The sequence below is a fragment of the Blastococcus sp. HT6-4 genome (assembly GCF_039679125.1).
GTDB classification, from domain to species: domain Bacteria; phylum Actinomycetota; class Actinomycetes; order Mycobacteriales; family Geodermatophilaceae; genus Blastococcus; species Blastococcus montanus.
Genome location: NZ_CP155551.1, coordinates 3,142,754 through 3,168,543 on the forward strand (window position 1 = coordinate 3,142,754; position 25,790 = coordinate 3,168,543).

The window sequence follows — 25,790 nt, forward strand, 5'->3', positions numbered from 1 at the left end:
ATCTCTCCCCCGGGTCAGCGGAGGGCGAGCTGTGCCCGGAGCGCCGCGATCGTCTTCTCGCGGTCGAGGCAGGAGGTGTAGCCGGCGGCGGCACGGTGGCCGCCGCCACCGAGGGCCATGGCCACCTGGGCGACGTCGGTCGCCCCGCGGGAGCGCAACGACACCGACCACGAGCCGTCGTCCTGGCCCTTCAGCACGCAGGCGACGTCGGCCTCCTGGGTCGACCGGACGACGTCGACCAGCGCCTCGAGCTGCTCACCGGGCAGGCCGTGCTCGCCGGCCTCGGCGGTGCTCGACCAGGTCCAGACCAGACCGGCGCCCACCTCGGCCTCCAGCACGGCCCGCCCGGTGACGACCGAGAGCAGGCCGAGCCAGCCGAACGGGGCGGTGTCGAACAGCCGCCGGCTGATCGCGGCGTGGTCGATGCCGGTGCTGAGGAGGCGCGCTGCCAGCGCGTGCGTCTCGGGCCGGGTGCTGCCGAAGCGGAAGGACCCGGTGTCGGCCGCGAGGCCGGCGTAGAGGCAGGTGGCCAGCGTGGGGTCCAGCGGGACGCCGAGCCCGTCGAGCAGGTCGGCGACGAGGGTCACCGTCGCGGGCGCGACGGGGTCGATCAGCCGCACCCGGCCGAAGCCGGGATTGCTGGCGTGGTGGTCGACGACCACCGACGTGCGCGCGCGGTCGAGCAGCGGGGCCAGCTCGCCGAGCCGCCCCGGCGAGGCCGCGTCCAGGCTCACGAACACGTCCGGCGAGGACGGCACGGCGCCCGAGGGGACCAGCCCCACGGCGCCGGGGATCCAGCCGAGCGACGCCGGCAGCGTAAACGGGCCGGGGAAGGTGGCCAGCACCCGCGCCCCGCGCCGGCGCAGCCCCTCGGCGAGCGCCAGCGTGCTGCCGAGCGCGTCGGCGTCGGGCTGCACGTGGCCGGACAGGACGACGGTGGCCCGGGCGTCGGCGGCCTCGGCCAGCACCGCGGCCGCCGACCGGGACGCGACGGCGAGGTCCTCGCCCGCGCGCCCGGACGGGGTCGCGGCGCTCACTCGCCCGGGTCGGGGTCGGCGACCCGGCCGCCCTGGTGCTCGCGGATGTCGCCGCCGCCCACCGGGTAGCCAGGGCCACCGTCGTCGGGCTCGTCGGCGGCGATGCTCGGCACGTCGCCGATCTCCCCGTGCTTCCCACCGGCGGTCGGGTCACCGGCGTCGGGCACGGGCCTGCCACCCAGGACGGACCTGCCGTACCCCTGGTCGGCCTCGTACGGATCGGGGTCGTTCTCGGTCACGGCAGGCTCCTGGTCTGGACGGACATGTCGTCGGAGGGCTCGTCGGCAGGTCCGGCGGCGTCCCGCGCTGCGGGCGCAGCGGAGTCGTCGTCGTCCTCGTCGTCGTCCTCCGCCGGCTTGCGGTAGGGATCTGCGTCACCGGCGTAGCGCGCGCCCTCACGGGCACGGGCGAGCTCCGCGTCGGCGTGCCGGGCGCGCTCGAGCGCCTCCTCCAGCTCACGGGCGGTGTCGGGCACGATGTCGGCCACGAAGGTCAGCGTCGGCACGAACTTGATGCCGGTCTGCCGCCCCACCGTGCTGCGCAGCACGCCGGTCGCGCTCGTGAGCGCCCTGGCCGAGTCGGCGATCTGGGTGTCGTCGCCGTAGACGGTGTAGAAGACCGTGGCCTCTCGGAGGTCACTGGTCACGCGGGCATCGGTGACGGTCACCATGCCCAGGCGGGGGTCCTTGATCTGGGACTCGATCGCCGCGGAGACGATCTGACGGATGCGCACCGCGAGCTTGCGGGCGCGGGCCGGGTCGGCCATCGGAGGACCTCCTGGTGCCTAGATGCAACGGCCCACTCGCCGGGCCCCGCCGCGAGCCTGCGCGCGGCGGGGGGCGAGGGGGTGCTTCAACAATCGGTGTCGCTGAACAACTGCCGGTGCGTGGACAGCAGCGTCACCTCCGGGCGCTCGGCCAGCAACCGCTCGCAGGCGTCGAGGACGTCGTTCACCTGACCGGCCTCTCCGGCCACGGCCGCGACACCGACCTGCACCCGGCGGTGCAGGTCCTGGTCGCCCACCTCGGCGGCGGCGACGGCGAACCGGCGCCGGAGCTCGGCGACGATCGGCCGGACGACGGCCCGTTTGCCCTTGAGCGAGTGCACGTCGCCGAGCAGCAGGTCCGCGGTCAGCGAGCCGGTGAACACCGGAGCACCTCCCGAGGACCTGCTGCTGGCGACGTGATCATCGTGCCACCCCTGCCGCCTGCCGGACGGCGGGCGGCAGGGGGTCTCGTCACTCGCGCGGCTTCTCGCGCAGTTCGAAGGTCTCGATCACGTCGTCGACCTTGATGTCGTTGAACGACCCCAGGCCGATACCGCACTCGTAGCCCTCACGGACCTCGGTCGCGTCGTCCTTGAACCGGCGCAGCGAGTCGACCGTCAGGTTGTCGGCCACCACGGCGCCGTCCCGCATCAGACGCGCCTTCGAGTTGCGGACGATCGTGCCGCTGCGGACCAGCGAACCGGCGACGTTGCCGATCTTGGGCACCCGGAAGACCTCGCGGACCTCCGCCGTGCCGAGCTGGACCTCCTCGTAGACGGGCTTGAGCATGCCCTTGAGCGCGGCCTCGATCTCGTCGATCGCCTGGTAGATGACCGTGTAGTACCGGACGTCCACCCCTTCGCGGTTGGCGAGCTCGGTGGCCTGGCCCTCGGCCCGGACGTTGAAGCCCAGGACGATGACGTCGTCGGCCAGCGCCAGGTCGATGTCGCTCTTGGTGATCCCACCGACGCCGCGGTGGATGACCCGCAGCGAGATCTCGTCGTCGACCTCGATCTTCATCAGCGCCTCTTCGAGCGCCTCGACGGTGCCCGAGTTGTCGCCCTTGATGATCAGGTTGAGCTGACGGTTCTCCTTGAGCGCCGCGTCGAGGTCCTCCAGGCTGATCCGCTTGCGCATCGAGGCGTTCTGCGCGTTGCGGATGCGGGCCTGGCGGCGGTCGGCGATCTGCCGGGCGACGCGGTCCTCGTCGACGACGAGGAAGGTGTCACCGGCACGCGGCACCGAGGTGAGACCCACGACCTGCACGGGGCGGGCCGGCAGGGCCTCCTTCAGCTTGTTGCCGTGCTCGTCGAGCAGCGACCGGACGCGACCGTAGGCGTCGCCGGCCACGATCGAGTCGCCCTGGCGCAGCGTGCCGCGCTGGACCAGCACCGTGGCGACGGGACCCCGGCCCTTGTCCAGCTTGCCCTCGATGACGACACCCTGCGGGTCCTGCTCGGTGTTCGCGCGCAGGTCCAGCGAGGCGTCCGCGGTCAGGAGGACCGCGGCGAGCAGGTCGTCGATGCCCTGGCGGGTGATCGCCGAGACGTCGACGAACATCGTCTCGCCGCCGTACTCCTCGGCGACCAGGCCGTACTCGGTGAGCTGCTGGCGGATCTTGGCGGGGTTGGCCCCCTCCTTGTCCACCTTGTTCACCGCGACCACGATCGGGACCTCGGCGGCCTGGGCGTGGTTAAGCGCCTCGACCGTCTGCGGCATGACGCCGTCGTCGGCCGCGACGACCAGGATGACGATGTCGGTGACCTTCGCGCCGCGGGCACGCATCGCGGTGAACGACTCGTGACCCGGGGTGTCGATGAAGGTGACCGGACGCTCGTTGCCGTCCAGTTCGGTGACGACCTGGTAGGCGCCGATGTGCTGGGTGATGCCGCCGGCCTCGCGCGCCACGACGTTGGCGTCGCGGATCGCGTCCAGCAGCTTGGTCTTCCCGTGGTCGACGTGACCCATGACGGTCACGACCGGCGGGCGGGCCGACCAGTCCTCCTCGTCGCCCTCCTCGTCACCGAAGGTGAGGTCGAAGGTCTCGAGGAGCTCGCGGTCCTCGTCCTCGGGGCTGACGACCTGGATGTTCCAGCCGATCTCGGCGCCGAGCAGCTGCAGCGTCTCGTCGTTGACCGACTGCGTCGCGGTGACCATCTCGCCCAGGTGGAACAGGGCGGTCACCAGCGCGGCCGGCTGGGCGTTGATGCGCTCGGCCAGGTCGGTCAGCGAGGCGCCGCGGGGCAGCCGGACGGTCTGCCCGTTGCCGCGCGGCAGGCTGACGCCGCCCATGCTCGGCGCCGCCATGGAGTCGAACTCCTGACGCCGCTGCTTCTTGCTCTTGCGCCCGCGGACCGGACCCCGGCCGCCGGGACGGCCGAAGGCACCGGCGGTGCCGGCACCCGAGCCACCGCGGCCACGGCCACGGCCACCGCCGCCACCACGGAAGCCACCACCGGCCGGCGCGCCGGCACCAGGGGCACCGCCGCCGCCACCGGGACGGAAGCCACCGCCACCGCCGCCGCCGGGACCACCCGGACGGCCACGACCGGCACCGCCGGGGCCACCACCGGGACGGCCGCCACCGGCCGGCCGCGGCGGCATCATGCCGGGCGACGGGCGCTGCGGCATCATGCCCGGGTTGGGACGCGGACCGCCGGGACCGGCCGCGGGACGGGGACCGCCCGGACCGGCACCGGGACGCGGGCCACCGGGCCCGGCCGGACGGGGGCCGCCGGCACCGGGCGCCGGACGGGGGCCACCGGCGCCGGGCGCGGGACGGGGGCCGCCCGCAGCCGGGCCGGGACGCGGACCACCGGCCGCGGGGGCCGGACGAGGTGCGCTGCTGAAGGGGTTGTTGCCCGGCCGCGGAGCCGGCCGGGGGCCGGGGCGCGGACCACCGGGCGCGGCCCCCCCGGCCGGAGCCGGACGGGCGGGCGCGGGACGCGGAGCGGCCGGCTGCTGCGGCGGAGCCGCCGGAGCCGGGGCCTGCGCGGCGGGAGCCTGCGGAGCGGGAGCCTGCGCAGCGGGGGCCTGCGCGGGCGGAGCCGCGGCGGCCGGAGCCTGCGGAGCGGGCGCGGCCGGACGGGGACCCGGTCGCGGTCCGGGCGCCGCCGGGCGGGCCGGAGCGGACGCGGCCGGAGCCGAGGGGCCGGCGGGAGCCGCCGGAGCCACCGGACCCGGAGTGGGCGCACCGGGGCGCGGGGCAGCGGGGGCGGCCGAACCGTTCCCACCGCCGGTCTTGGCGCCGAGCGCCTCACGGAGCCGCCGGGCCACGGGGGCCTCGACGGTGGAGGACGCGGACTTCACGAACTCGCCCTGCTCCTTGAGCGTGGCGAGCACGGTCTTGCTGTCGACACCGAACTCCTTGGCGAGTTCGTGTACGCGGGCTTTGCCTGGCACGGGTCTCCTCTTGGTGAGGCCGGCGGCTTGCCCGCTCGACCTCGTCGTTAGTGGCGCATGGTCATCGTGAGAACTTCACGGCTGAGTCATCCGACGGTGTCCTGTCGACGTGCGGATCGGCCTGGCGCCGATCCGACTGGGACCTGCTGGTGCTGCCCGACCCGGTCCGGCGTCTCCGGCACCTCCGGGGAGGCACCGAGCACGACGGCCCGGAGCGGACCGACCTCCACGGGGGCGCTGGTGCGCAGCGCCCGCGGGAAGGCCCGGCGTCGCTCCGCTGCGCGCAGGCACTCCGCGGTCGGGTGCAGCGAGGCACCGCGACCGGGAAGGCGCCGTCGAGGATCGGGAACCAGTGCCCCGGCCACGACGACGACGCGCAGCAGATCGTTGACCGAGGCTCGCTTCCGGCACCCCACGCAGGTGCGGACCGGATTCGACGTGTCGGCCACCTGCAATCCTAGCGCGTGGCCGGGCCGCGGTGTTCCGCGCGGCGCGGCCCGGACCGGGAACCCCCGCCCGGGCCCTGCCCGCGGGCCCCCGGGGCGCCCCCACGTCCCCCGCCCGGGTGAACGGACGGCGCGGAGCGCAGCGGCGGACGGCCCACCCCCGGCGAGGGGGTTGCGTCGGCGTCATCGGCCTGTGCGTCGCTGCGGATGTCGATCCGGCAGCCGGTCAGCCGGGCGGCCAGCCGGGCGTTCTGCCCTTCCTTCCCGATCGCCAGCGACAGCTGGTAGTCGGGGACGACGACGCGCACCGCCTTGGCCTGGGGGTCGACGAGCTGGGCGCTGCTGACGCGCGCCGGGCTCAGCGCGGACGCCACGAAGGACGCCGGGTCGTCGGTCCAGTCGACGATGTCGATCTTCTCGCCGTGCAGCTCGCTCATGACGTTGCGCACCCGCTGGCCCATCGGGCCGATGCAGGACCCCTTGGCGTTGAGCCCGGGCACCTTGGTGCGGACGGCGATCTTCGACCGGTGCCCGGCCTCGCGGGCGACCGCGACGATCTCCACGCTGCCGTCGGCGATCTCGGGCACCTCCAGGGCGAAGAGCTTGCGGACCAGGTGCGGGTGGGTGCGCGACACGGTGACCTGCGGCCCGCGGAAGGTGCGGGACACGGAGACCACGTAGGCCTTGATCCGGCTGCCGTGCTGGTAGCTCTCCCCCGGCACCTGCTCGGCGGCCGGGAGCACCGCCTCGACCTTGCCGATGTCGATCATCACCACGCCGCTGGCGTTGCGCCGCTGGTCGGCCTGGACGATGCCGCTGACGATGTCGCCTTCCTTGCCGGCGTACTCGCCGAAGGTCTGCTCGTGCTCCGCGTCGCGCAGCCGCTGGACGATGACCTGCTTGGCGGTGCTCGCCGCGATGCGGCCGAAGTCCGAGGGAGTGTCGTCCCACTCACGCACGACCTCGCCGTCGGGGCCGAGCTCCTGCGCCAGCACGGCGACCTCGCCGCTCTTGCGGTCCACGTGCACCCGCACGTGCTTGGCCGCCCCGTCGGCATGCCGGTAGGCGGTCACCAGGGCGGTCTCGAGCGCCTCGATCACCGTGTCGACCGGGATGCCCTTCTCCCGTTCGACCGCCTTGAGCGCGGTGACGTCGATGTTCACGTGTCTCCTCCGTCGTCGTCCGCGAGCTCGGCCCGGTCCGGGCCGTCGTGCTCAGCGGCGTCGTCCTGCGCGGTGTCGTGCTCCGCGATGTCGTCTTCCGTGGCGCTGTCCGTGGCGTCGTCCGCGAGGTCGTCGGTGGCGCCGGCTCGGCCAAACTCCACCTGGACCCGCCCGTCCCCGAGCTCGCCCCACGGGATCTGGCGCGGCTGCGGCGGGCGCTTCTTCGCCCCCGGCTTGCCCTTCGCCTCCACGGCCAGGGTCACCCCGGCGTCGTCGACCGCCGCGATCCGGCCGGTGAGCTGCTCGCTCGCTCCCGCCGGCCCGACGGCCACGACCACCAGCCGACCGGTGTTGCGCCGCCAGTGGCGCGGCTCGGTGAGCGGCCGGTCGACGCCCGGGCTGGTCACCTCGAGCACGTACGGCGTGCGACCCATGCCGTCGTCGTTGTGGTCGAGCGCCTCGGAGACCGCCCGGCTGACCTCGGCGATGTCGTCCAGGGTCACGCCCTCGTCGTGGTCGACCACCACCCGGACGACGCTCCGCCGGCCGGCGGGGGTGACCACGAGCTCCTCCAGGTCGAAGCCGGCCTCGGTGACGACCGGCTGGATCCAGCCGGTCAGCCGCGCGGTGGCGGGGTCGCTCCGCTGGTTTCCGCGAGAGGCGGACACGCTTGCCTCCTCAGGCTCGGTCGGCCGCACGATGCCGTGCGCGCACCCCTGCGCCCCGGTGCCGCGCGCCGGCACCGCCGGCGGGTCCCGGGGTCGAGGGGAAGGGCCCAGGTTACCGCCCGGCGGGGAACACCGGCCCGGGCAGCATCCCGGGCGGCCCGGCCACGCCCCTGGGACGGGAGGGGCCGACGGGCCGGACGGGAACCGGGGACCGATTCGGCGGGGCGACCCGGCGGCAGGCGCGGCCGGCGACGCCCCCGGCTGCGAGGATGGAGGCGATGTCTCCTCCCCGCCCCCTCGGCCCGCGGACGTTCACCCGGCGGACCCTCCTCGCGGTCTCCGCGGCCGGCCTGGCGGTCGTCGCCACCGGCTGCACCTCGTCGCCTCCTGTCGACGAGCGGAACGCCGTGACCAGCGAGCAGGCCGACGAGCTGGCCGCTCAGGTGGCGGTGCAGGAGACGCTCGTACGGGCCTACCAGCTGGCCTTCGACGCGGATCCCGCCCTCGCCGCCGTGATCGACGACCTCGCCGGTCAGGCCCGGGAGCAGCTGGACCGCCTGCGCGCCGCGGCACCGGGCAGCACGCCGACGGCTCCCGCGCCGCCGGACACCCCGCCGCCCGGCCAGGGCCAGGACTGGCTGCGCGCACAGGTGGCCGTCGCGGCGACGTCGCACGCCACCGCCGCCCTGGACCAGTCCGGTGCGCGGGCCGCCCTGCTCGGGTCCGTCGCCGCAGGACTGCGTGGCCACGAGGCACGACTGGCATGACGGGACACCACCATGGCTGAGGACATCGCGGGCACCACCGCCGAGAACGAGGCGCTCGACGCCGCGCTCGCCGCCGAGCACGCCGCCGTCTGGGGGTACGGCGTGGTCGGCGCCGCGCTGGGACCGGACGCGCGGGAGGGGGCCGTCGCCGCGGAGATCACCCACCGCGCCGCTCGCGACGGGCTCCTCGCCCTGCTCGCCGAGCGGCGGGTCGAGCCCGTGCAGCCCGAGGCCGGGTACGCGCTCCCGTTCCCGGTGCTGTCCGCCGTCGACGCCGCGGCCCTCGCCGCCGTCCTCGAGGAGGGCGTCACGCGGGCATGGGTCCGGGTCATGGCCGAGGCCGCCGGACGGCCCACCCGGGAGCTGGCGATGGAGGTCCTGAGCGGCGCCGAGGTGCGGGCCGTCGGCTGGCGCGCCGCCGCCGGTCAGGGTTCGGTCACCCGCGCGCTCCCCGGGCTGTAGCGCCGGGTCGGCTCAGCCCAGGGCTCCCAGGAAGGCATCGGTGACGGCGACGGCGGCGCTGCTGGACTGGCCGCCCTCGACGAGCACGGCGAAGGCGACGTCGCCGGCGGGCCCGCCGAGCTGGTACCCCATGAACCAGCCGTGGGAGTCCGGCGGGGTGCCCGTGCCGTACTCGGCCGTGCCGGTCTTGCCGTAGACCTCGCCCCGGTCGGCGAGCGCCGTGGCCGTTCCGGAGAGCACGACCTGCCGCATCATCGGGCGCAGCGCCTCGAGCACCTGCGCTCCCGGCCCCGCCGGCGCCGGCCCGGCCGGCTCGGCCCCGACCACCTCCACGGGGACGGCCGGGGTGCCGCCGGCGATGCCCGCGGCGACGAGCGCCATCTGCGCAGGGCTCATCAGCACCCGGCCCTGCCCGATCGCGTCGGCCGCCTTGCCGGTTCCGACGCTGTCACGGGGCACGCTCCCGCTGAAGACGTCGACCGGCAGCTGCCAGTCGGTGCCCACGCCGTAGGCAGCCGCGGCCTCGGCCAGGGCGGCGTCGGGCAGCTCGAGCGCCTGGCGGATGAACGTGGTGTTGCACGAGTGGGCGAAGGCCTCGGTGAACGGCACCGTGCCGAGGTCGAACTGGTCCTCGTTCTCGAACTCGCGTCCCTCGACCGTCGTCGTCCCGGGGCAGGGCAGCGGCGTGGCCGCCGTGACCGTGCCGGCGGACAGCAGGGCGGTGGCCGTCATCGTCTTCATGCTCGAGCCCGGTGGGAACTGGCCGCGCAGGGCGTTGCTCGCGTCGGCGGCCTCGTTGGAGGAGACAGCGAGGATCTCCCCGGTGCCCGGGCGCACGGCGACCAGGTGCGTAGGCCGCGACTCGGTGGCGACGGCGGCGTCCGCGGCGGTCTGGATCTCCGGCACCAGCGGGGTCTGCACCGGCTCGCCCGGCACCGGCTCCACCGCGGCGATCTCGAGCCCCGTGTCCGCCGTCGCCTCGTCGGAGCTGACCACGGAGACGGTGAAGCCGGCGGTGCCGGCCAGCTGCTCCTGGTACGCCCGCTGGAGCCCCGAGAGCCCCAGCTGGTCGCCGGCGGCGTAGCGGGGCACGCCGTCCTCGGCCGACTCGTCGATGACCTCTGCCGTGGCGGCGCCGACCCGCCCGAGGAGGGCGGACGCGAACCGCGCGGTGGGCGCCAGCAGCCGGGTCTCGGTGGGGAAGACCGCGCCGGGGAGGTCGTAGACCTGGGCCCGGATGCGCTCGAAGTCGGGGCGGCGCAGCGTGATGACCGGGACGAACTGGCCCTCCGGCGCAGCGGCCACGTCGGCGGCGATCTCCTCCGCCGCGATGCCCGTGGCCGCCGAGAGGCTCGCGGCCAGCGCGGGCAGGTCGGTGACCTGTGCCGGGTCCACGCCGACGTTCACGACCTCCGTCGGCGTGAAGATCGGGGCGCCGGCGGCGTCGGTGACGGGCGCGCGCTCCGGCAGCCGTCGCTCGAGCGCCAGGTGCTGCCCCTCCCCCAGCTCGGGGTGCACGAGCGCGGGCTCGGCGACGACCTCCCACGCCTCCTCGCCCTCGCGCAGCCGCAGCGTGCCGTCGTACGTCCACTCCGGCGCGGCGGCGAGGTCCCAGGTGGCGGTCCAGCCGACGGTGGCCGTGTCGTCCTCGACAGTCACCTCGCCCAGCTGCGCCTCCAGGGTGGCGCCGGGGAGGTCGGCGGCGGTCTGCTCGAGCAGCGCCGCGGCGGCGTCGACGTCGGTGGTGGACCGCGCCGCGGCCGCGGTGTCCCCGGCCGCCCAGTCCTCCAGGAACGCCTCCGCGGCCGCGCGGACGTCCTCCTCGCTGTCGCCGGAGCAGCCGGCCAGCACGGGGACGGCGAGCACGAGCGAGGTCAGGAGGACCGGAGCGGGACGGCTGCGCACGGGCACAGGCTGCCAGACGGACCGACGGTCTCAGAACAGCACGCTGGCGTACTCGCCGACCTCGCGGAATCCCACGCGGCGGTAGGCCGCCCGGGCCCGGGTGTTGTAGTCGTTGACGTACAGGCTGACGACGGGGGCGATCACGGCGCGGGCGTAGTCGACGACGGCGGCGGTGCAGGTGGTGCCGATGCCCCGGCCGCGCAGCGCCGGGGCCACCCACACGCCCTGGATCTGGCAGGCCCCGCGGCAGACGGCGCCGATCTCGGCCTTGAACAGCACGGCGCCGTCCTCGATCCAGGCCAGGGACTGCCCGGCGCGCACGAGCTCGTCGACCCGCGCCCGGTAGCCGGCGCCGCCGTCGGTGCGCAGGGGGCTGACCCCGACCTCCTCGGTGAACATCGCCACCGCGGCGGGCATCAGCAGGTCGATCTGCTCGGCCCGTACGGGGCGGACCCGGGGCTCGGGACGCACGGCGGGCGGCCCGTCGATCGCCATGAGCGGCTGCCGGGGGCGGTGGTCGCGGGCGGGGCCCCACTGCGGGGCGAGCAGCTCCCACAGGGGCTCGACGACGGCCGACGGCCCCACGATGGTGGAGCACCGGCGGCCGGCCCGCCGGGCCCGCTCGGCGAACGCGTCCGCGGCGGCACGCTCGGCGCCGGGCAGCGCGAACGGGATGAGGTTGGCCCCGGCCAGGCAGACCGCGTCGAGCTCCCCGTCGGTGCCGATGCCCCACAGCGGCGCGCCGACCGAGACCGCCGCGGTGCCCGCGACCTCGACCCGCCCGGCGATCACGCAGCCGGCGACCGGGTCGGTGGCCAGCAGGCGCTGCACGGCCGGCTCGTCGGCCTCGTCGAGGACGCGGGCGGCGGGCGTTCGGAGCACGGGTGCGGGAGGTCGGTCAGCTGACGCTGACGACGGGCGGACCCGACGGCGTGCCGTCGTCCATCGCCTGGCCGGCCAGGCGCATGGCCTCCTCGATGAGGGTCTCGACGATCTGGGACTCCGGCACGGTCTTGATGACCTCGCCCTTGACGAAGATCTGGCCCTTCCCGTTGCCGGAGGCGACGCCGAGGTCGGCCTCCCGGGCCTCGCCCGGGCCGTTGACGACGCAGCCCATGACCGCCACGCGCAGCGGCACCTCCATGCCCTCCAGCCCGGCGGTGACCTCGTCGGCGAGCTTGTACACGTCGACCTGGGCTCGCCCGCAGGACGGACAGCTGACGATCTCCAGGCCGCGCTGGCGCAGGTTCAGCGACTCGAGGATCTGGTTGCCGACCTTGACCTCCTCGGCCGGCGGCGCCGAGAGGGAGACCCGGATGGTGTCGCCGATGCCCTGGCTCAGCAGCGCGCCGAAGGCGACCGCGGACTTGATCGTGCCCTGGAAGGCGGGGCCGGCCTCGGTCACGCCCAGGTGCAGCGGGTAGTCGCACTGCGCGGCGAGCAGCTCGTAGGCGCGCACCATGATCACCGGGTCGTTGTGCTTGACCGAGATCTTGATGTCGCGGAAGTCGTGCTCCTCGAACAGCGAGCACTCCCACAGCGCCGACTCGACCAGCGCCTCGGGGGTGGCCTTGCCGTACTTGGCCAGCAGGCGCCTGTCGAGCGAGCCGGCGTTGACGCCGATGCGGATGGGGGTGCCGGCGGCCTTGGCCGCCCTGGCGATCTCGCCGACCTTGTCGTCGAACTTCTTGATGTTCCCCGGGTTCACCCGGACCGCGGCACAGCCGGCGTCGATCGCGGCGAAGACGTACCGCGGCTGGAAGTGGATGTCGGCGATGACCGGGATCTGCGACTTCTTCGCGATGATCGGCAGCGCCTCGGCGTCGTCGGTGTCGGGGACGGCGACCCGCACGATCTGGCAGCCGGACGCGGTCAGCTCGGCGATCTGCTGCAGCGTCGCGTTGATGTCGGCGGTCTTGGTGGTGCACATCGACTGGACGCTGACCGGGGAGTCGCTGCCGACGCCGACGCCACCGACGTCCAGCTGCCGGGTCTTGCGGCGGGGCGCGAGGACGGGCGGGGGCGCAGCGGGCATGCCGAGGCCGACGGGGATCGCCATACGGTCAGTATCCCCCGACGCGCGATCGCCGCCGGTGGAGACGCTGTGACGTGCGCACCTCGGCCGGGCAGGCCTCAGGGCGCGTAGGCGGCGGCCTCCGCCACGAGCTCGCCGAGAACCGTCCGCACGGCGCGCCGGGCGGCCTTGTCCGGGCGCGCGAGCGCCTCGACGATCCGCCCGGCGCGGAGGTCGGCCAGGGGTACCAGCGCCAGCCGCCCCTCGGTGCGCTCCCTGGTGGTGTGCCGCGGCAGCAGGGCGATGCCGTGCCCCCGGGCGACCAGCTTCTCCATCAGCGGCAGGTGCGTGGTCCGGCGGACGACGCGCACCGGGGAGCCGGCCCGGGCCGCGATCGCCGTGAGCACCCGGTCGATGGGGAACTCCGCCGGCGGGGCGATCCACGCCTCGCCGATCACGTCCAGCGGGCTCACCCGGTCACGCCCGGCCAGCGGGTGGTCCAGCGGCAGCGCGACGTCCAGCGGCTCGCGCAGCAGCAGCCGGACGTCGATCCGCGGCCGGGCCGGGGGCACCACGTCGTCGGACCGGTGCGCGACCACGATGTCGTAGTCGGCGGTGAGCGCCGCGAAGTCGTCCTGGGAGACGTCCTCGTCGTGGGTCTCGACGGTGATCGCCGGGACGGCGGCCAGCCGGTCGAGCAGGCCGGGCACCAGCAGCTCACCGGCCGAGTGGAACAGCGCGAGCCGCACCGTCCCGCCGGCGCCGCCCCGGTAGCCCTCCCAGTCCGCCTCCGCGACGGCGAGCGCGGTGGCGACACCGTCGGCGATCCCGGCGAGCGCCCGGCCCGCATCGGTCAGGCGCACGCCGCGACCCACCCGCTCCACCAGGGGCATGCCCACCCGCCGCTGCAGCACCTTCAGCTGCTGGGAGACCGCGGAGGGCGTCCGCGCCGTGGCCCCGGCGACCGCGGTCACCGACCCGTGCTCGGCCAGCTCGCGCAGCAGGAGCAGCTGAGCCGGATCCACCCTCTCCCAGAGGCCCGACCCGGAGACGACCATGAAGGCAACCTACATCGATGGTTCTTGGATTCGCGCTTGTCCTTCACCGACGGGGGGATCCAGGCTGCCGGGGTGCCGATCCGCGACCGCCTCCTCGCCTGCTTCGTCGCTGTGTGCTGGGGGATCAACTTCCCGGCGACCGCCCTCGCGCTCGAGCACTTCCCTCCGCTGTTCATGGTCGCCCTGCGGTTCGCGCTGGTGGCGATCCCGGCGCTGCTGCTGGTGCCCCGCCCGCGGGTCCCGCTGCGCTGGCTGATCGGCGTCGGGCTCGGCATCGGGATCCTGCAGTTCGCCTTCCTGTACCTCGGCATGGCGACGGGGATGCCCAGCGGTCTCGCCTCGCTCGTCCTGCAGGCATCGGCCCCGTTCACCGTGCTCATCGCCGGGGTATGGCTGCGGGAACGGCTGTCCGCACGGCAGTTCGCCGGGGTGGCGCTGGCCGTCCTGGGGCTCGCCGCGATCGCCGTGCACCGGGCCCAGACCGCCGCGTGGATGCCCGTGGTCCTGACGCTCTGCGGCGCGCTGGGCTGGGCGATCGGCAACGTCTGCAGCCGGCGGGCGGAGGCCCCGAACGCGCTGCACCTCACGCTGTGGTCCGCGACGATCCCGCCCCTGCCGATGCTGGCGCTGGCGCTGGTCGTCGAGGGCCCCGCCCGCATCGGGCGCTCCCTGACGACGGCGTTCACGGCGCAGGCGCTGCCGGCGGTGCTCGGGCTGCTCTACGTCGTGGTCGTCGCGACGCTCGTCGGCTACGGCATCTGGAACACGTTGCTGTCCCGCCACCCCTCGAACGTGGTGGCTCCGTTCTCCATGCTCGTGCCGGTCGTCGGCGTCCTGGCCTCGTGGCTGGCCTTCGGCGAGGTGCTCGACCCCGTGGAGCTGGTCGCCGGCGGTGTGGTCGTGCTCGGCGTGCTGTTCGCCTCGCGGCCGGCCCGCCCGCGGAGTTCCGTGCCGGCCGCGCCGATCACCCAGCCAGCGTGATCGGGTTGACGATGTCGGCGACGAGCAGGAGCAGCGAGAGCCCCAGGAACAGCCCGGCGACCGCGTAGGCGACCGGCATCAGCCGGGCGATGTCGAAGGGGCCCGGGTCGGGACGGCCGCGCACCCGGGCGACGGTGGCGCGAGCCTTCTCGTACAGCGCCCCGGCGATGTGCCCGCCGTCGAGGGGGTAGATCGGCAGCAGGTTGAACAGGAACAGCACCAGGTTCATCCCGGCCAGCAGCTGGATGAAGTAGCCGATCTTCTGGGTCGCCGAGAAGTCCTCGAACGCGAACACCTCACCGGAGATGCGGCTGACGCCGACCACGCCCACCGGCCCCAGCGGATCGCGCTCCTCGCCGAGGAAGGCGGCGCGGAACAGCTGCGGGATCCGCTCGGGGATCTCCACCAGCCGGTCCACCGAGCGGACGACGATGGTCCCGATGTGGCCCGGCACCTCGGCCGGCGTCTGCCGCACCTCGCGCAGCGCGGGGCTGATGCCCACGAAACCGACCCGCTGCGTGGTCTCGCCGTCCTCGTCGGCGTAGACGAGGTTCTCGATCGGGGTGACGGTCAGGTCCACCCGCTCGCCGTCGCGCTCGACGGTGAAGACGACGGGCTCGCCGGCGCTGGTGCGGATGGCCTCCTGCACCTGCTCCCAGCCGACGTCGGTCTCCCGCGGCACCGGGTCGCCGTCCAGGGCGACCACCGTGTCGCCGGGCTGCAGTCCGGCCCGCGCGGCGGGGCTGCGCGGCGGCAGGGAACAACCGGGGGCTCCCGCCTCGCAGCGCTCCCCCTCCGGCGTGATCGGGATCGAGCACGGGTCGTCCGCCCGTGCCGTCGCCGCGCCGGCGGGCAGCACGCACTCGGGCACGTCGCGGATCGTCGCGGTGATCTCCGGGATGCCGAACCCGACGAGGACCACGGTGAAGAAGACGACGGCCAGCACCAGGTTGTGGAACGGCCCGGCGAACATGACGATGACCCGCTGCCACCAGGGCTTCTTGTAGAAGACCCGGTCGCGGTCGGAGGGCCGGACGTCGTTGAGCGCCTGGCCGCGGACCTCGGCGATGAAGCTGCGCATCCGGGTGGCGCGCTTGCTCTCGCCCTCCTCGGCCGGCGGGATCATCCCGACGATCCGGATGTAGCCGCCCAGCGGCACTGCCTTGACGCCGTACTCGGTCTCCCCGCGCCGCCGCGACCACACGGTGGGGCCGAACCCGACCATGAACTGGGGGACGCGCATCCCGAACTTCCGGGCCCACCAGAAGTGGCCGGCCTCGTGGAAGGCGATGGAGAACATCAGGCCCAGGGCGAAGAGGACGATGCCCAGGACCGTCAGCAGGATCCCGCTCAGCTCAGCCTCCGGCGATGACTCCCCGGGCGTGTTCCCGGGCCCACTTCTCCGCCGCCAGCACGTCGTCGACGCAGGTGGGGGCGCCGAGATCCGGCGCGGCGTCGAGGGTACGCGCGACGAGCTGGACGATTCCTGGGAACGAGAGCCGACCCGCCGTGAACGCCGCGACGGCCTCCTCGTTGGCGGCGTTGTACATGGCCGGGGCGACGCCGCCGGTCTCCCCCGCCGTCCGGGCCAGCCGGACGGCGGGGAACGCGTCGGAGTCCAGCGGCAGGAACTCCCAGGTGCTCGCGGTCGACCAGTCCAGCGCCGGCTGCACGTCGGGCAGCCGGTCGGGCCAGGCCAGGCCGAGCGCGATGGGCAGCCGCATGTCCGGCGGGCTGGCCTGGGCGATGGTGGCGCCGTCGGCGAAGGTGACCATCGAGTGCACGATCGACTGCGGGTGCACGACGACGTCGATGTCGGCGTAGGGGACGCCGAAGAGCAGGTGCGCCTCGATCAGCTCCAGGCCCTTGTTCACCAGGGTGGCGGAGTTGATCGTGACCACGGGCCCCATCGCCCAGGTCGGGTGGGCCAGCGCCTGCTCGACGGTGACGCCGGCGAGCTCCTCGGCCGAACACCCGCGGAAGGGCCCGCCGCTGGCGGTGAGGACCAGGCGGGAGACCTCCGCGCGCGACCCGCCGCGCAGGCACTGCGCCAGGGCCGAGTGCTCGGAGTCCACGGGCACCAGCTGACCCGGGGCGGCGGCGGCCAGGACCAGGTCTCCCCCGGCGACCAGCGACTCCTTGTTGGCCAGCGCGACGGTGCGGCCGGCCTCCAGCGCCGACAGGGTGGGCCGCAGGCCGATCGAGCCCGTGATCCCGTTGAGCACGACGTCGGCGGGGCGGGCGGCCAGCTCCTCGGCCGCCCGCGGCCCGGCCAGGATCTCCGGCAGCGCGTACCCGCCGGTGGCCCAGCCGCGCTGGGAGGCCGCGGCGTAGAAGGCCAGCTGGAGGTCCTGCGCGGCGGTGGCCCGGGCCACGGCGACGGTGCGCACCCCCAGCGCCAGCGCCTGCTCGGCCAGCCGGGCGACGTTCCCGCCGCCGGCGGCCAGACCGGTGATGCGCAGCCGGTCGGGGTTCTGCCGGGCGACCTCGATCGCCTGCCGGCCGATGGAGCCGGTCGAGCCGAGGACGGTCACCTCGCGCGGAGCGCTCACGCCGCCCCCGCTCCGCGGCTTGGTCGCCTGCTCGCTCGTTCCCCGCCGTGGTCGTCCCGCGCCCGTCCGCTCACCCCCGCATCCTCCCCGACCCGCCGGGCGGGACCCACCTCGGAGGGTGTCGCCGACCGGCTGCTGCCAGAATGGTCGGGTGACCGAGGGAACCCACCACAGCCGCGTCGCGCACGACAACCCCGCCACTGCCCGGGTGAACCAGCCCGGCCGCGAGGAGGGCGTCGTCCGCGCCGGCTCGCACCCCGTCGAGCACGAGCGCCCGGAGGACTGGGGCTGGCACGGGGAGACCGGCAAGTGGGGCCGGATCGGCGCCGTGGTCGCGCTCGGGTTCCTCCTGCTCATGCTGGCCGGCAACGAGCCGCTGATCAGCACCGGGCACGTCTGGGCCATCACCATCACCGCCCTTGGCGCGCTGGTCCTGTTCATGGACTGGCGCCGTCGGAAGAACTCCTGGCGCAGCCGGTAGAGGATCCCTCCCCTCCCGTCGCGCGCTCGGGGCCGCCTGCAGCGGCCGCGACGGAGCCTGGGACTCAGGTGATGCTGACGCCGATCGCCGAGCCGATCAGGTAGGTCACCCCGGCCGCCGCCGCGCCGAACAGCAGCTGCCGCAGCCCGGCGTACCACCAGGAACGGGGGGTGAACCGGGAGGAGAGCGCCCCGGCCAGCAGCAGACCCGCGCCCCCGCAGAGCAGGGCCACCCAGAGCACGGGGACCCCGAGGAAGTACGGCAGCAGCGGCAGCACGGCCCCGGTGCCGAAGGTCAGGAACGACGACACGGCCGCCACCCGCGGGGAGGGCCGGTCCTCGGGGTTGATCCCCAGCTCGGCCAGGACGTGCAGGCGCAGCGCGGACTCCGGGTCGGCCGAGAGCTGGACGGCGACCTTCCGGGCCAGGCGGGCGTCGACGCCGCGGGCCTGGAGCATCGCGGTCAGCTCGGCGAGCTCCCCGGCCGGGTTGTGCTCGAGCTCCCGCCGCTCCTTCTCCACCTCGAGGTCGAGCTGCTCGTTCTGGGTCTTCACCGACGTGTACTCGCCCAGCGCCATGGAGACGGCGCCGGCGACCAGGCTCGCCACACCGGCCAGGACGATGGCCCGGGGCCCGGCACCGCCACCGCCGACACCGGCGACCAGCGCGGTGTTGGTGACCAGCCCGTCCATGGCGCCGAAGACGGCGGCCCGCAGCCAGCCGCCGGAGACGTCGGCGTGCGAGTGCTCGTGCGCCTCGGCGCCGGGGAGGGCGGGAGAACTCACCCCTCGTCCACCTCGGCACCCAGGGGCACCGGCGTCTCGACGCTGGGGGCGGGCAGGGCGACGGCCGGCACGCCGTCGACCCGGTCGCTGGCGGCCAACTGCCCGCAGGCGCCGTCGATGTCCTGGCCGCGGGTGTCGCGCACCGTCGTCGCCACGCCGGCGGCCCGCAGCCGCGCGACGAACTCGCGCTGGGCCGGCAGCGGGCTGGCGTCCCAGGGGCTGCCCGGCGTCGGGTTGAGCGGGATCAGGTTGACGTGCGCGAGCTTGCCGGCGAGCAGCTTGCCGAGCAGGTCGGCGCGGAAGGGCTGGTCGTTGACGTCGCGGATCAGCGCGTACTCCACCGAGTACCGACGTCCGGTGCGCGCGGCGTAGGCGTCGGCGGCCTCGACCACCTCGCCGACCTTCCAGCGGGTGTTGATCGGCACGAGCGTGTCGCGCAGCTCGTCGTCCGGGGCGTGCAGGCTCACCGCGAGGGTGACGTTGCGCCCCTCCTCGGTGAGCCGGCGGATCGCCGGCACCAGGCCGACGGTGGAGACGGTCACCGAGCGCTGCGAGAGCCCGAGGCCGTACGGGGCGTCGCCCAGCAGGGCGTCGAGGGTCTTGCGCACGCGGGCGTAGTTGGCCAGCGGCTCGCCCATGCCCATGAAGACGACGTTGGACAGCCGGCCCGGCCCGCCGGCGACCTCACCGCTCGCCATGGCCGCGGCGGCCGCGACCGCCTGGCCGATGATCTCCGCGGCCGACAGGTTGCGGGTGAGCCCGGCCTGGCCGGTGGCGCAGAAGGGGCACGCCATGCCGCAGCCGGCCTGGCTGGAGATGCACACCGTGGCCCGGTCGGGGTAGCGCATGAGGACGCTCTCGACCAGCGCGCCGTCGTGCAGCCGCCAGAGGGTCTTGCGGGTGCGGCCGTTGTCGGCGGTCTGGTGCCGCACGACCGTGAGCAGCCCCGGCAGCAGCGCCTCGCGCAGGCTCTCGCGGGCGGCGACCGGGATGTCGGTCATCTGCGCCGGATCGGTGACGCCGCGGTAGAAGTGCCGGGCCAGCTGATCGGCCCGGAACGCCGGCTGGCCGAGCTCGCTCACGGCCGCGCGGGCCTCCTCGCGGGTGAGGTCGGCGAGATGGCGGGGCGGCGTGCCGCGGCGGGGGGCGTCGAAGACCAGGGGGAGGGCAGTCATGGCACGTCCATGCTCCCACTAGCCTGCGCCCGGTGGCGGACCGCGAGACAGACCTCACCCCTCCGGAGACCGTCCTCGACTCCGTCGGGGTGGGCCCGTGGACCGGCCCGTGGCCGACCGACCCCCGGCTCGACCCCGAACTGCTCGAGCACGGTGACCGGCGCAACGTCGTGGACCGCTACCGGTACTGGACCGTGGAGGCGATCGTCGCCGACCTCGACACCCGCCGGCACCCCTTCCACGTGGCCATCGAGAACTGGCGGCACGACCTGAACATCGGCACGGTCGTCCGGACGGCGAACGCCTTCCTGGCCCAGGGCGTGCACATCGTCGGCAAGCGACGGTGGAACCGGCGGGGCGCCATGGTCACCGACCGGTACCAGCACGTACGCCACCACGCCGAGGTGGCCGACCTGATCACGTGGGCCCGCGCGGAGGGCCTGCCCGTGCTGGCGGTGGACAACCTGCCCGGAGCCGAGGCCCTGGAGACCGCGGCTCTCCCCCGTGCCTGCGTGCTGCTCTTCGGCCAGGAGGGGACCGGGCTCTCCGCAGAGGCGCGGGCAGCGGCCGACGGGCTGCTGTCGATCGCCCAGTTCGGCTCGACCCGGTCGATCAACGCCGGGGTGGCCGCGGGCATCGCGATGCATGCCTGGATCAGGCAGCACGCCCGCCGGAACGGCGGCTGAGGAGCCCCAGCAGGACGAGGACGACGAGGTCGACGGCCAGGAATCCCACCGCCTCGTTCTCGCCGTAGACCGTCAGCTTCACCAGGCTGAACGCGAGGTCGAGCAGCAGAACCGTGCCGAGGACGGGCAGGACCCAGCGGTCCCGGCCGAGCCGGACCGCGGTGAGCAGGAAGGCGATCGCCAGGGCGGCCGACCAGCCGGCGACGACCCAGTCGCCAGGGGTCTGCACCCCGCCCTGCTCCGTGGTGGCGAAGAAGGTGAAGTAGGCGGTCCCGTAGAGCTTGAACGCGCCGAACAGGGCGAGCACCCCGCGGGTGACGGTGAGCAGCCACGGACGGCGGGTCGTCGGGCGGTCGGGCGTGGTGGTGGACATGTGGGGCCTCCGGTCGGATCGCGCGGACGGCGGGAACGGTAGGAGCGCCGACCGGCCGGCACATCGATCCACGGGCGGCCTGCGACGTCAGCCCACGGGCTGATGGCAGACGGGCAGGACCGGCCTACGCTGCCGCCCGTGGACCCGTCGAGGCTCCGTCCGGCACTGCCACCGTGGTCCGACGTCGTCCTCGCCGGCGCGTTCCTCGCCGTGTCGCTGGCCCAGGTGCTCGTCGAGCCGATCGCCGGCCCGGTGACCTCGGTCGTCGTCGCGGCCGGTTCCACGCTGCCGCTGGCGTGGCGTCGGACCGCACCCACGGCCGCCGCGTTCGCCGGCACCGCCATCTGGCTGGTCCCCACGCCACGGGGATTCCTCTTCCTGGGGTTCGTCGTGGCCGTGGTGCTCTTTTTCTCCGTCGGCGCGCACGCCCGGAGCCTCGGGCGGATCCTGCTCGTCACCGCCTTCGGTGCCACCGTCGGTGTCGCGGCGGTCCTGAGCGGCCCGCAGGACCCGCCGGTGGCGATCGGCGCGGTGCTGGCCGTGACGGCACCCGCCGCAGCCGGCCGGCTGGTCGCGCACGTCCGGGAGCAGAACGCCCGGCTCCACGAGCTGACGACCGAGCTGCTGCGGGAGCGCGCGGCCGCCGAGCGGGCGGCGATCGGCGAGGAGCGCTCGCGCATCGCCCGTGAGCTGCACGACGTCATCGGTCACGAGGTGACCGTCATCGCCCTGCAGGCCGACGCGGCCGCAGCGGCACTGGCGAAGGCCCCCGAGCGGGCGGGCGCCCCGGTCGAGGCGATCCGGCGGTCGGCCGCCGAGGCCCTGGCGGAGATGCGCCGCGTCGTCGTCATGCTCCGCACCGCAGAGGAGCAGGACCTGCACCCGCAACCCGGCCTGGACGACGTCCCTGCGCTCGTCGAACAGTCGCGCAACGCGGGGACCCGTGTGCACCTGACCCTCGAGCCCCCCGCACGGCCGGCGCACGCCAGCGTCGAGCTCGCCGCCTACCGGCTGGTCCAGGAGGCGCTGACCAACGCCCGCCGCCACGCACCGGGCGCACCGGTCGACGTGCGGGTCACCGGGGACGGCACCGCGGTGCTCGTGGAGGTGTCCAGCCGGCCCGCCACCGCCGTGCCCTGCCCGCGGGAGAGCGTCGAGGGAACCGGCTTCGGACTGGTCGGGATGCGGGAACGGGTCCGGATGCTCGGCGGCCGGCTGGATGCCGGCCCGACGGAGGCAGGCGGCTACCTGCTCAGTGCCCGGCTGCCGCTCGAGCTGCCGGCACCACGGTGACCACCGTCGTGCTGGTCGACGACCAGCGGCTGGTGCGAGACGGCCTGCGGCTCATCCTGGAGTTGGCCGGCGTCCAGGTCCTCGGGGAGGCGGCCGACGGGGCGGCGGGCGTCCGCCTGGTCCTGGACCTGCGGCCGGACGTCGCGCTCATGGACCTGCGCATGCCGTCGATGGACGGCATCGAGGCCACCAGGCGCATCGTCGAGGCCGGCAGCCGCACGCGGGTGCTGGCCCTCACCACCTTCGAGGGCGAGGAGCTCACCTTCCGCGCTCTCCAGGCGGGTGCCGCCGGCTACCTGCTCAAGGACGCCGGAGGTGCCCGGCTCGTCGCCGCCGTGGAGGCCGCGGCCGCGGGCGAGCGGCCCATGGCTCCCGAGGTGGTGGCGCGCCTCGTCGCATCCTACGTCCGGCGCCCCCCGGGGCCGATCGCGGACGCAGGGCGGTTGGACGCGCTCAGCGGGCGGGAACGCGACGTGCTGGCCCTCGTCGGGGCCGGCCGGTCCAACGCGGAGATCGCCGCGGAGCTGTTCATCTCGCCGGCGACGGTGAAGAGCCACGTGCGGCACATCCTCGCCAAGCTGGACCTGCGGGACCGGGCGCGCGCCATCGTGCTCGCCCACGAGTGCGGCCTGGTGGCCGACGGCGCGCCGCGCTGACCGGCGCCTGACAGGCTGGCCTCATGAGTCGCCTCGCGGACGTCGACCTGAGCCGATCCCTCTCCAAGAAGGAGGGCAAGACGCAGCTGAAGGAGGCCCAGGAGCGGCTGGTCCACCTGCGCCTGCTGCTGGGCGGGCAGATCGGTCCCGGCGAGCTGGGCCCGCCGCTCCTGGTCCTGTTCGAGGGGTGGGACGCCTCGGGGAAGGGGGGTGCGATCCAGCGGCTGGTCGGCGAGCTCGACCCCCGGCACGTGCGGGTCGCCCAGTTCGCCGCCCCCACCCGCGACGAGAAGCGGCACCACTTCCTGTGGCGCTTCTGGCCGGTGCTGCCCGGCTGGGGCGGCATGGCGGTGCTCGACCGGTCCTGGTACGGCCGCGTGCTGGTCGAACGGGTCGAGGGTTTCGCCGAGGAGCACGCGTGGCGGCGGGCGTACCAGGAGATCGTCGACCTCGAGACGTCCCTGGCCGCCGAGGGCACCGTGCTGGTGAAGTTCTGGCTGCACGTCTCCCCCGAGGAGCAGCTGCACCGCTTCGAGAGCCGCCGCGCCGATCCGTACAAGGCCTGGAAGCTCACCGACGAGGACTGGCGGAACCGGGAGAAGCGCCCCGAGTACGAGGCGGCGGTCGAGGAGATGCTCGAGCGCACCGACACCTCCGTCGCGCCGTGGCACGTGATCCCCGCCGACGACAAGCGGTGGGCCCGGGTGGCCGTCGTCCGGACGGTCTGCGAGGCGGTCGAAGCGGCGCTGCACGCCCGGGGCATCGACCCCGACCCGCCGCTCTCCGGCGACTGACCTCGGATCCGCACGGACCCCTGGGCGCCCGCCCGGCAGGATCGCAGGGTGAGCGCCGACGTCCTCGTGCACCTGGTCGAGCCGGCGCGGTGGCGCGCCGCCCTGGGGCAGGGAGCGATCCGGCCGGGCCCGGACGGGTTCGTCCACCTCTCGACGCCGGAGCAGGTGCACCTGCCCGCCCGGCGGCTGTTCCCCGGCCGGCGCGACCTCGCGCTGCTCGTCGTCGACCCGACCCGGCTGGCCGATCCCGTGCGGTTCGAGCCCGGGCACCCCGACGACCCCGCCGGTCTCCTCTTCCCCCACCTCTACGGCCCGCTGCCGACCACCGCTGTCGTCGCGGTCGTCCCGTACCGCCCACCGGCGCCCGTCGTGCTGCCCGCGCCCGGGGACGTCCTGGGCCGGGCGCTGGCCTTCTCCGCGTCTCTGCCGGTCCGGCGGGCGGTGGGCGTGGTCGACGTGCCGGGCGGCGTGGCCGTTCTGGATCCCGACTTCCCGGACTCCCGCGACAACAACCGGCTGCTGCTGACCGAGCCCGTGGACGCCGCCACGGTCGACGCAGCCACCGCCGAGGTGGCCCGCGACGCCCGGTGGCCGCACCGGACGGCGTCGCTGCTCTGGCCGGGCGCGGCCTCGGTCGCCGGGGAGCTGGCCGCCCAGGGGTGGGAGGTCGAGGAACTGCTGGTCATGGTGCGGCCGGCCGGCCGGCTGACCGGTGGCGAGCGCGCCGAGGTGGTGGGGCAGCGCGAGGTGCACGTTCTGTGGGAGCGCTCGTGGCGGGCGGGGCTGCCGGAGACCGGGCCGCAGCTGGACCGGGTGGTGGCCCAGCTGATCGGCCGGGAACGGCTCAACGACCGGGTGGTGGCGGTGACCGACGTCGTGGTCCGGGAGGAGGGGCGGGTGGTGGCGGGCGGTCAGCTGCGCGTCGACGGCGCGACCGCAGCCGTGGAGTCGGTGATGACCGATCCCGGCGTACGCGGCCGCGGGTACGCCGACGCCGTCCTCGCCCGGTGCCTGGACCTGGCCACCGACGCCGGTTGCGACCTCGTCGTCCTGGAAGCGGCTGCCGACGACTGGCCGCGGCACTGGTACGCCCGGCGGGGATTCGAGACGGTGGGCACGACGTGGCTGGTGGACCGCCCGGCGTGAGTCAGACGGGCGCGAACACCGTCAGCAGCAGGTAGGCCGCGGCAGCCGAGGGCAGCAGGGAGTCCAGCCGGTCCATGATCCCGCCGTGGCCGGGCAGCAGGTCGCCCATGTCCTTGATGCCCAGGTCGCGCTTGATGAGCGATTCGGCGAGATCGCCCACCGTCGAGGAGACCGCGATGGCCGCGCCGAAGATCAGCCCACCCCACCAGGGCGCGTCCAGGGCGAGGACCAGGATCGGGGTCGCCACGAGCACGCAGGCCAGCACCGACCCCGCCATCCCCTCCCACGACTTCTTGGGGCTGATGGACGGCGCCATCGCGTGCTTGCCGAACATGACCCCGGCCGCGTAACCGCCGACGTCGCTGGCGATGACGGTGGCGATGAACGCCAGCACCCGCGCCGCGCCGTCGTCGGGGACGAGCAGCAGGACGGCGAAGCCGGCCAGCAGCGGCACGTAGAGGGCCACGAGGACACCGGCGGCGGCGTCCCTGCGGTAGCCGACCGGGCCGCCGGCCAGCCGCCACACCAGGACGGCGAGCGCGGTCAGCAGGAAGCCGGTGACCAGGCCGGTGGGGCCCCGCGTCCACGCGAGGACCTCCATGGCCAGCGCCCCGACGAGCAGCGGCACCAGCGGCGCGGAGAAGCCCCCGGCACGCAGCGCCCGGGTCAGCTCGACGACCGCCACCAGGATCGCGGCCACGAGCACGCCGAGGAAGGCCGGGCGCCACACCAGGAGCGACGCCACGATCACCGCCACGAGGCTCACGCCCACACCGATGGCGGCGCGCAGGTTCCGCCCCGCGCGGCTCACCGGCTGCTCGGTCGTGGGGAGCTGGTCCATCTCCTCGGGCGCCGACATCGCCGTCGAGGTGGCGGCGTCGTCGGGCACGGGGAAGGCAGCCGTGTCGTCCGGCGCGGGGCTGTCGTCCGGCGCGGGGCTGTCGTCCGGCGCGGGGCTGTCGTCCGGCGCGGGGCTGTCGTCCGGCACGGGCACCGGCGGGCGCGGCGGGAACGGTGGGACCGGGCGGGATGCCGTGACGGGCACCGGCCCCGTGTCGCCGTCGCGCCGCGGGGCGGCGGGCCCGCGATCGCCGACCCGCGGGAACGGCTCGGCACCCGGGCGCAGCGAGCCCGGGCGGTCGGCGGAGGGAGGGGTCATGGACGTGGCGGCGGCGCGGAGG

At 75.0% G+C, this 25,790-nt stretch carries 27 protein-coding genes and 1 pseudogene; 9 read left to right on the forward strand and 19 right to left on the reverse strand.

What is annotated here, in order from left to right; all coding sequences use genetic code 11:
• Positions 1-14: 14 nt before the first annotated feature.
• From ABDB74_RS14965 to rimP, 9 genes and pseudogenes are all read right to left on the reverse strand, one after another.
• On the reverse strand, positions 15-1,037 hold the full coding sequence (locus ABDB74_RS14965; protein ID WP_346619532.1) for a bifunctional oligoribonuclease/PAP phosphatase NrnA: 1,023 nt from the start codon (positions 1,035-1,037) through the stop codon (positions 15-17).
• Entirely contained in the window at positions 1,034-1,276 is a 243-nt protein-coding gene (locus ABDB74_RS14970; protein ID WP_346619533.1) for a hypothetical protein, read from the reverse strand. Before ABDB74_RS14970 ends, ABDB74_RS14965 begins: the two co-directional genes overlap by 4 nt.
• Positions 1,273-1,803, reverse strand: coding sequence for a 30S ribosome-binding factor RbfA (rbfA, locus tag ABDB74_RS14975; RefSeq protein ID WP_346619534.1), 531 nt, complete (start codon positions 1,801-1,803; stop codon positions 1,273-1,275). The genes ABDB74_RS14970 and rbfA overlap by 4 nt, the downstream gene beginning before the upstream one ends.
• Positions 1,804-1,889: 86 nt before the next feature.
• On the reverse strand, positions 1,890-2,186 hold the full coding sequence (locus tag ABDB74_RS14980; RefSeq protein ID WP_346619536.1) for a DUF503 domain-containing protein: 297 nt from the start codon (positions 2,184-2,186) through the stop codon (positions 1,890-1,892).
• A gap of 88 nt (positions 2,187-2,274) precedes the next feature.
• On the reverse strand, positions 2,275-4,110 hold the full coding sequence (gene infB / locus ABDB74_RS14985; protein WP_346623893.1) for a translation initiation factor IF-2: 1,836 nt from the start codon (positions 4,108-4,110) through the stop codon (positions 2,275-2,277).
• 948 nt (positions 4,111-5,058) lie between these two features.
• Positions 5,059-5,205, reverse strand: a pseudogene (locus tag ABDB74_RS14990) (translation initiation factor IF-2 N-terminal domain-containing protein); the annotation flags it as partial.
• Positions 5,206-5,291: 86 nt separating this feature from the next.
• Complete coding sequence (locus tag ABDB74_RS14995; protein ID WP_346619537.1) at positions 5,292-5,654, reverse strand: YlxR family protein; 363 nt, start codon at positions 5,652-5,654, stop codon at positions 5,292-5,294.
• 8 nt (positions 5,655-5,662) lie between these two features.
• Complete coding sequence (gene nusA / locus ABDB74_RS15000; RefSeq protein ID WP_346619538.1) at positions 5,663-6,814, reverse strand: transcription termination factor NusA; 1,152 nt, start codon at positions 6,812-6,814, stop codon at positions 5,663-5,665.
• Positions 6,811-7,482, reverse strand: coding sequence for a ribosome maturation factor RimP (gene rimP / locus ABDB74_RS15005; RefSeq protein ID WP_346619539.1), 672 nt, complete (start codon positions 7,480-7,482; stop codon positions 6,811-6,813). The genes nusA and rimP overlap by 4 nt, the downstream gene beginning before the upstream one ends.
• A 278-nt stretch (positions 7,483-7,760) precedes the next feature.
• On the opposite strand from rimP, the gene ABDB74_RS15010 reads away from it, so the two are divergent.
• Both ABDB74_RS15010 and ABDB74_RS15015 read left to right on the forward strand, forming a co-directional pair.
• Entirely contained in the window at positions 7,761-8,249 is a 489-nt protein-coding gene (locus ABDB74_RS15010; protein ID WP_346619540.1) for a hypothetical protein, read from the forward strand.
• A 12-nt stretch (positions 8,250-8,261) separates the two neighbouring features.
• A complete protein-coding gene (locus tag ABDB74_RS15015; RefSeq protein ID WP_346619541.1) occupies positions 8,262-8,711 on the forward strand; it encodes a ferritin-like domain-containing protein in 450 nt (149 codons plus the stop codon).
• A gap of 12 nt (positions 8,712-8,723) precedes the next feature.
• Here the strand turns inward: ABDB74_RS15015 and ABDB74_RS15020 are convergent, their stop codons facing one another.
• The 4 genes from ABDB74_RS15020 to ABDB74_RS15035 all read right to left on the reverse strand — a co-directional run bounded on the left by ABDB74_RS15020 (position 8,724) and on the right by ABDB74_RS15035 (position 13,688).
• Positions 8,724-10,616 (reverse strand): penicillin-binding transpeptidase domain-containing protein, encoded by a 1,893-nt coding sequence (locus ABDB74_RS15020; RefSeq protein WP_346619542.1) that lies wholly within the window; start codon positions 10,614-10,616, stop codon positions 8,724-8,726.
• A 30-nt stretch (positions 10,617-10,646) separates the two neighbouring features.
• Positions 10,647-11,498 carry a GNAT family N-acetyltransferase gene (locus tag ABDB74_RS15025; RefSeq protein WP_346619543.1) on the reverse strand — a complete coding sequence of 284 codons (852 nt, stop codon included), beginning with the start codon at positions 11,496-11,498 and terminating at the stop codon, positions 10,647-10,649.
• A 16-nt stretch (positions 11,499-11,514) separates the two neighbouring features.
• On the reverse strand, positions 11,515-12,675 hold the full coding sequence (ispG, locus tag ABDB74_RS15030; RefSeq protein WP_346619544.1) for a flavodoxin-dependent (E)-4-hydroxy-3-methylbut-2-enyl-diphosphate synthase: 1,161 nt from the start codon (positions 12,673-12,675) through the stop codon (positions 11,515-11,517).
• A 74-nt stretch (positions 12,676-12,749) separates the two neighbouring features.
• A complete protein-coding gene (locus ABDB74_RS15035; RefSeq protein ID WP_346619545.1) occupies positions 12,750-13,688 on the reverse strand; it encodes a LysR family transcriptional regulator in 939 nt (312 codons plus the stop codon).
• A gap of 36 nt (positions 13,689-13,724) precedes the next feature.
• Here ABDB74_RS15035 and ABDB74_RS15040 point away from each other — a divergent pair, with 36 nt between their 5' ends.
• Positions 13,725-14,669 (forward strand): EamA family transporter, encoded by a 945-nt coding sequence (locus ABDB74_RS15040; protein ID WP_346619546.1) that lies wholly within the window; start codon positions 13,725-13,727, stop codon positions 14,667-14,669.
• On the opposite strand, the gene ABDB74_RS15045 is transcribed toward ABDB74_RS15040, so the two are convergent.
• Positions 14,653-16,023 carry a site-2 protease family protein gene (locus tag ABDB74_RS15045; protein WP_346623895.1) on the reverse strand — a complete coding sequence of 457 codons (1,371 nt, stop codon included), beginning with the start codon at positions 16,021-16,023 and terminating at the stop codon, positions 14,653-14,655. The two genes, ABDB74_RS15040 and ABDB74_RS15045, sit on opposite strands and share 17 nt — an antisense overlap.
• Position 16,024: 1 nt before the next feature.
• A complete protein-coding gene (dxr, locus tag ABDB74_RS15050; RefSeq protein ID WP_346619547.1) occupies positions 16,025-17,221 on the reverse strand; it encodes a 1-deoxy-D-xylulose-5-phosphate reductoisomerase in 1,197 nt (398 codons plus the stop codon).
• Between the two features lie 151 nt (positions 17,222-17,372).
• Between dxr and ABDB74_RS15055 the strand changes: the two genes are divergently transcribed.
• The gene (locus ABDB74_RS15055) at positions 17,373-17,702 is read left to right on the forward strand and encodes a DUF2631 domain-containing protein (protein ID WP_346619549.1); all 330 of its coding nucleotides are present in this window, start codon (positions 17,373-17,375) and stop codon (positions 17,700-17,702) included.
• Between the two features lie 64 nt (positions 17,703-17,766).
• On the opposite strand, the gene ABDB74_RS15060 is transcribed toward ABDB74_RS15055, so the two are convergent.
• Together ABDB74_RS15060 and rlmN are read right to left on the reverse strand one after the other, a co-directional pair.
• Positions 17,767-18,486, reverse strand: a complete 720-nt coding sequence (locus tag ABDB74_RS15060; RefSeq protein ID WP_346619550.1) for a VIT1/CCC1 transporter family protein — start codon at positions 18,484-18,486, stop codon at positions 17,767-17,769.
• Positions 18,483-19,661, reverse strand: coding sequence for a 23S rRNA (adenine(2503)-C(2))-methyltransferase RlmN (gene rlmN, locus ABDB74_RS15065; protein ID WP_346619551.1), 1,179 nt, complete (start codon positions 19,659-19,661; stop codon positions 18,483-18,485). Before rlmN ends, ABDB74_RS15060 begins: the two co-directional genes overlap by 4 nt.
• Before the next feature lie 32 nt (positions 19,662-19,693).
• Between rlmN and ABDB74_RS15070 the strand changes: the two genes are divergently transcribed.
• Positions 19,694-20,347: an RNA methyltransferase gene (locus ABDB74_RS15070; protein ID WP_346619553.1), complete on the forward strand. Its 654-nt coding sequence runs from the start codon at positions 19,694-19,696 to the stop codon at positions 20,345-20,347.
• On the opposite strand, the gene ABDB74_RS15075 is transcribed toward ABDB74_RS15070, so the two are convergent.
• Positions 20,316-20,720 (reverse strand): hypothetical protein, encoded by a 405-nt coding sequence (locus ABDB74_RS15075; protein WP_346619554.1) that lies wholly within the window; start codon positions 20,718-20,720, stop codon positions 20,316-20,318. The genes ABDB74_RS15070 and ABDB74_RS15075 overlap by 32 nt on opposite strands.
• 138 nt (positions 20,721-20,858) lie before the next feature.
• Here ABDB74_RS15075 and ABDB74_RS15080 point away from each other — a divergent pair, with 138 nt between their 5' ends.
• The 4 genes from ABDB74_RS15080 to ABDB74_RS15095 are packed head-to-tail and all read left to right on the forward strand — an operon-like array spanning position 20,859 to position 24,609.
• Complete coding sequence (locus tag ABDB74_RS15080; protein ID WP_346619555.1) at positions 20,859-22,013, forward strand: sensor histidine kinase; 1,155 nt, start codon at positions 20,859-20,861, stop codon at positions 22,011-22,013.
• On the forward strand, positions 22,010-22,669 hold the full coding sequence (locus ABDB74_RS15085; protein ID WP_346619557.1) for a response regulator transcription factor: 660 nt from the start codon (positions 22,010-22,012) through the stop codon (positions 22,667-22,669). The genes ABDB74_RS15080 and ABDB74_RS15085 overlap by 4 nt, the downstream gene beginning before the upstream one ends.
• A gap of 23 nt (positions 22,670-22,692) precedes the next feature.
• A complete protein-coding gene (locus ABDB74_RS15090) occupies positions 22,693-23,463 on the forward strand; it encodes a UDP-galactose-lipid carrier transferase (RefSeq protein WP_346619558.1) in 771 nt (256 codons plus the stop codon).
• 48 nt (positions 23,464-23,511) lie between these two features.
• Positions 23,512-24,609 (forward strand): GNAT family N-acetyltransferase, encoded by a 1,098-nt coding sequence (locus ABDB74_RS15095; RefSeq protein WP_346619559.1) that lies wholly within the window; start codon positions 23,512-23,514, stop codon positions 24,607-24,609.
• Position 24,610: 1 nt separating this feature from the next.
• On the opposite strand, the gene ABDB74_RS15100 is transcribed toward ABDB74_RS15095, so the two are convergent.
• A complete protein-coding gene (locus tag ABDB74_RS15100; RefSeq protein WP_346619560.1) occupies positions 24,611-25,768 on the reverse strand; it encodes a phosphatidate cytidylyltransferase in 1,158 nt (385 codons plus the stop codon).
• Positions 25,769-25,790 lie beyond the last annotated feature (22 nt).

Bases quoted from the DNA above. Each gene is read 5' to 3' on its own strand.
- rbfA (WP_346619534.1), bottom strand. From the start codon at position 1,803: ATGGCCGACCCGGCCCGCGCCCGCAAGCTCGCGGTGCGCATCCGTCAG.
- infB (WP_346623893.1), bottom strand. From the start codon at position 4,110: ATGGCGGCGCCGAGCATGGGCGGCGTCAGCCTGCCGCGCGGCAACGGG.
- ABDB74_RS15010 (WP_346619540.1), top strand. From the start codon at position 7,761: ATGTCTCCTCCCCGCCCCCTCGGCCCGCGGACGTTCACCCGGCGGACC.
- ABDB74_RS15015 (WP_346619541.1), top strand. From the start codon at position 8,262: ATGGCTGAGGACATCGCGGGCACCACCGCCGAGAACGAGGCGCTCGAC.
- ispG (WP_346619544.1), bottom strand. From the start codon at position 12,675: ATGGCGATCCCCGTCGGCCTCGGCATGCCCGCTGCGCCCCCGCCCGTC.
- ABDB74_RS15035 (WP_346619545.1), bottom strand. From the start codon at position 13,688: ATGGTCGTCTCCGGGTCGGGCCTCTGGGAGAGGGTGGATCCGGCTCAG.
- rlmN (WP_346619551.1), bottom strand. From the start codon at position 19,661: ATGACTGCCCTCCCCCTGGTCTTCGACGCCCCCCGCCGCGGCACGCCG.
- ABDB74_RS15075 (WP_346619554.1), bottom strand. From the start codon at position 20,720: ATGTCCACCACCACGCCCGACCGCCCGACGACCCGCCGTCCGTGGCTG.
- ABDB74_RS15090 (WP_346619558.1), top strand. From the start codon at position 22,693: ATGAGTCGCCTCGCGGACGTCGACCTGAGCCGATCCCTCTCCAAGAAG.
- ABDB74_RS15100 (WP_346619560.1), bottom strand. From the start codon at position 25,768: ATGACCCCTCCCTCCGCCGACCGCCCGGGCTCGCTGCGCCCGGGTGCC.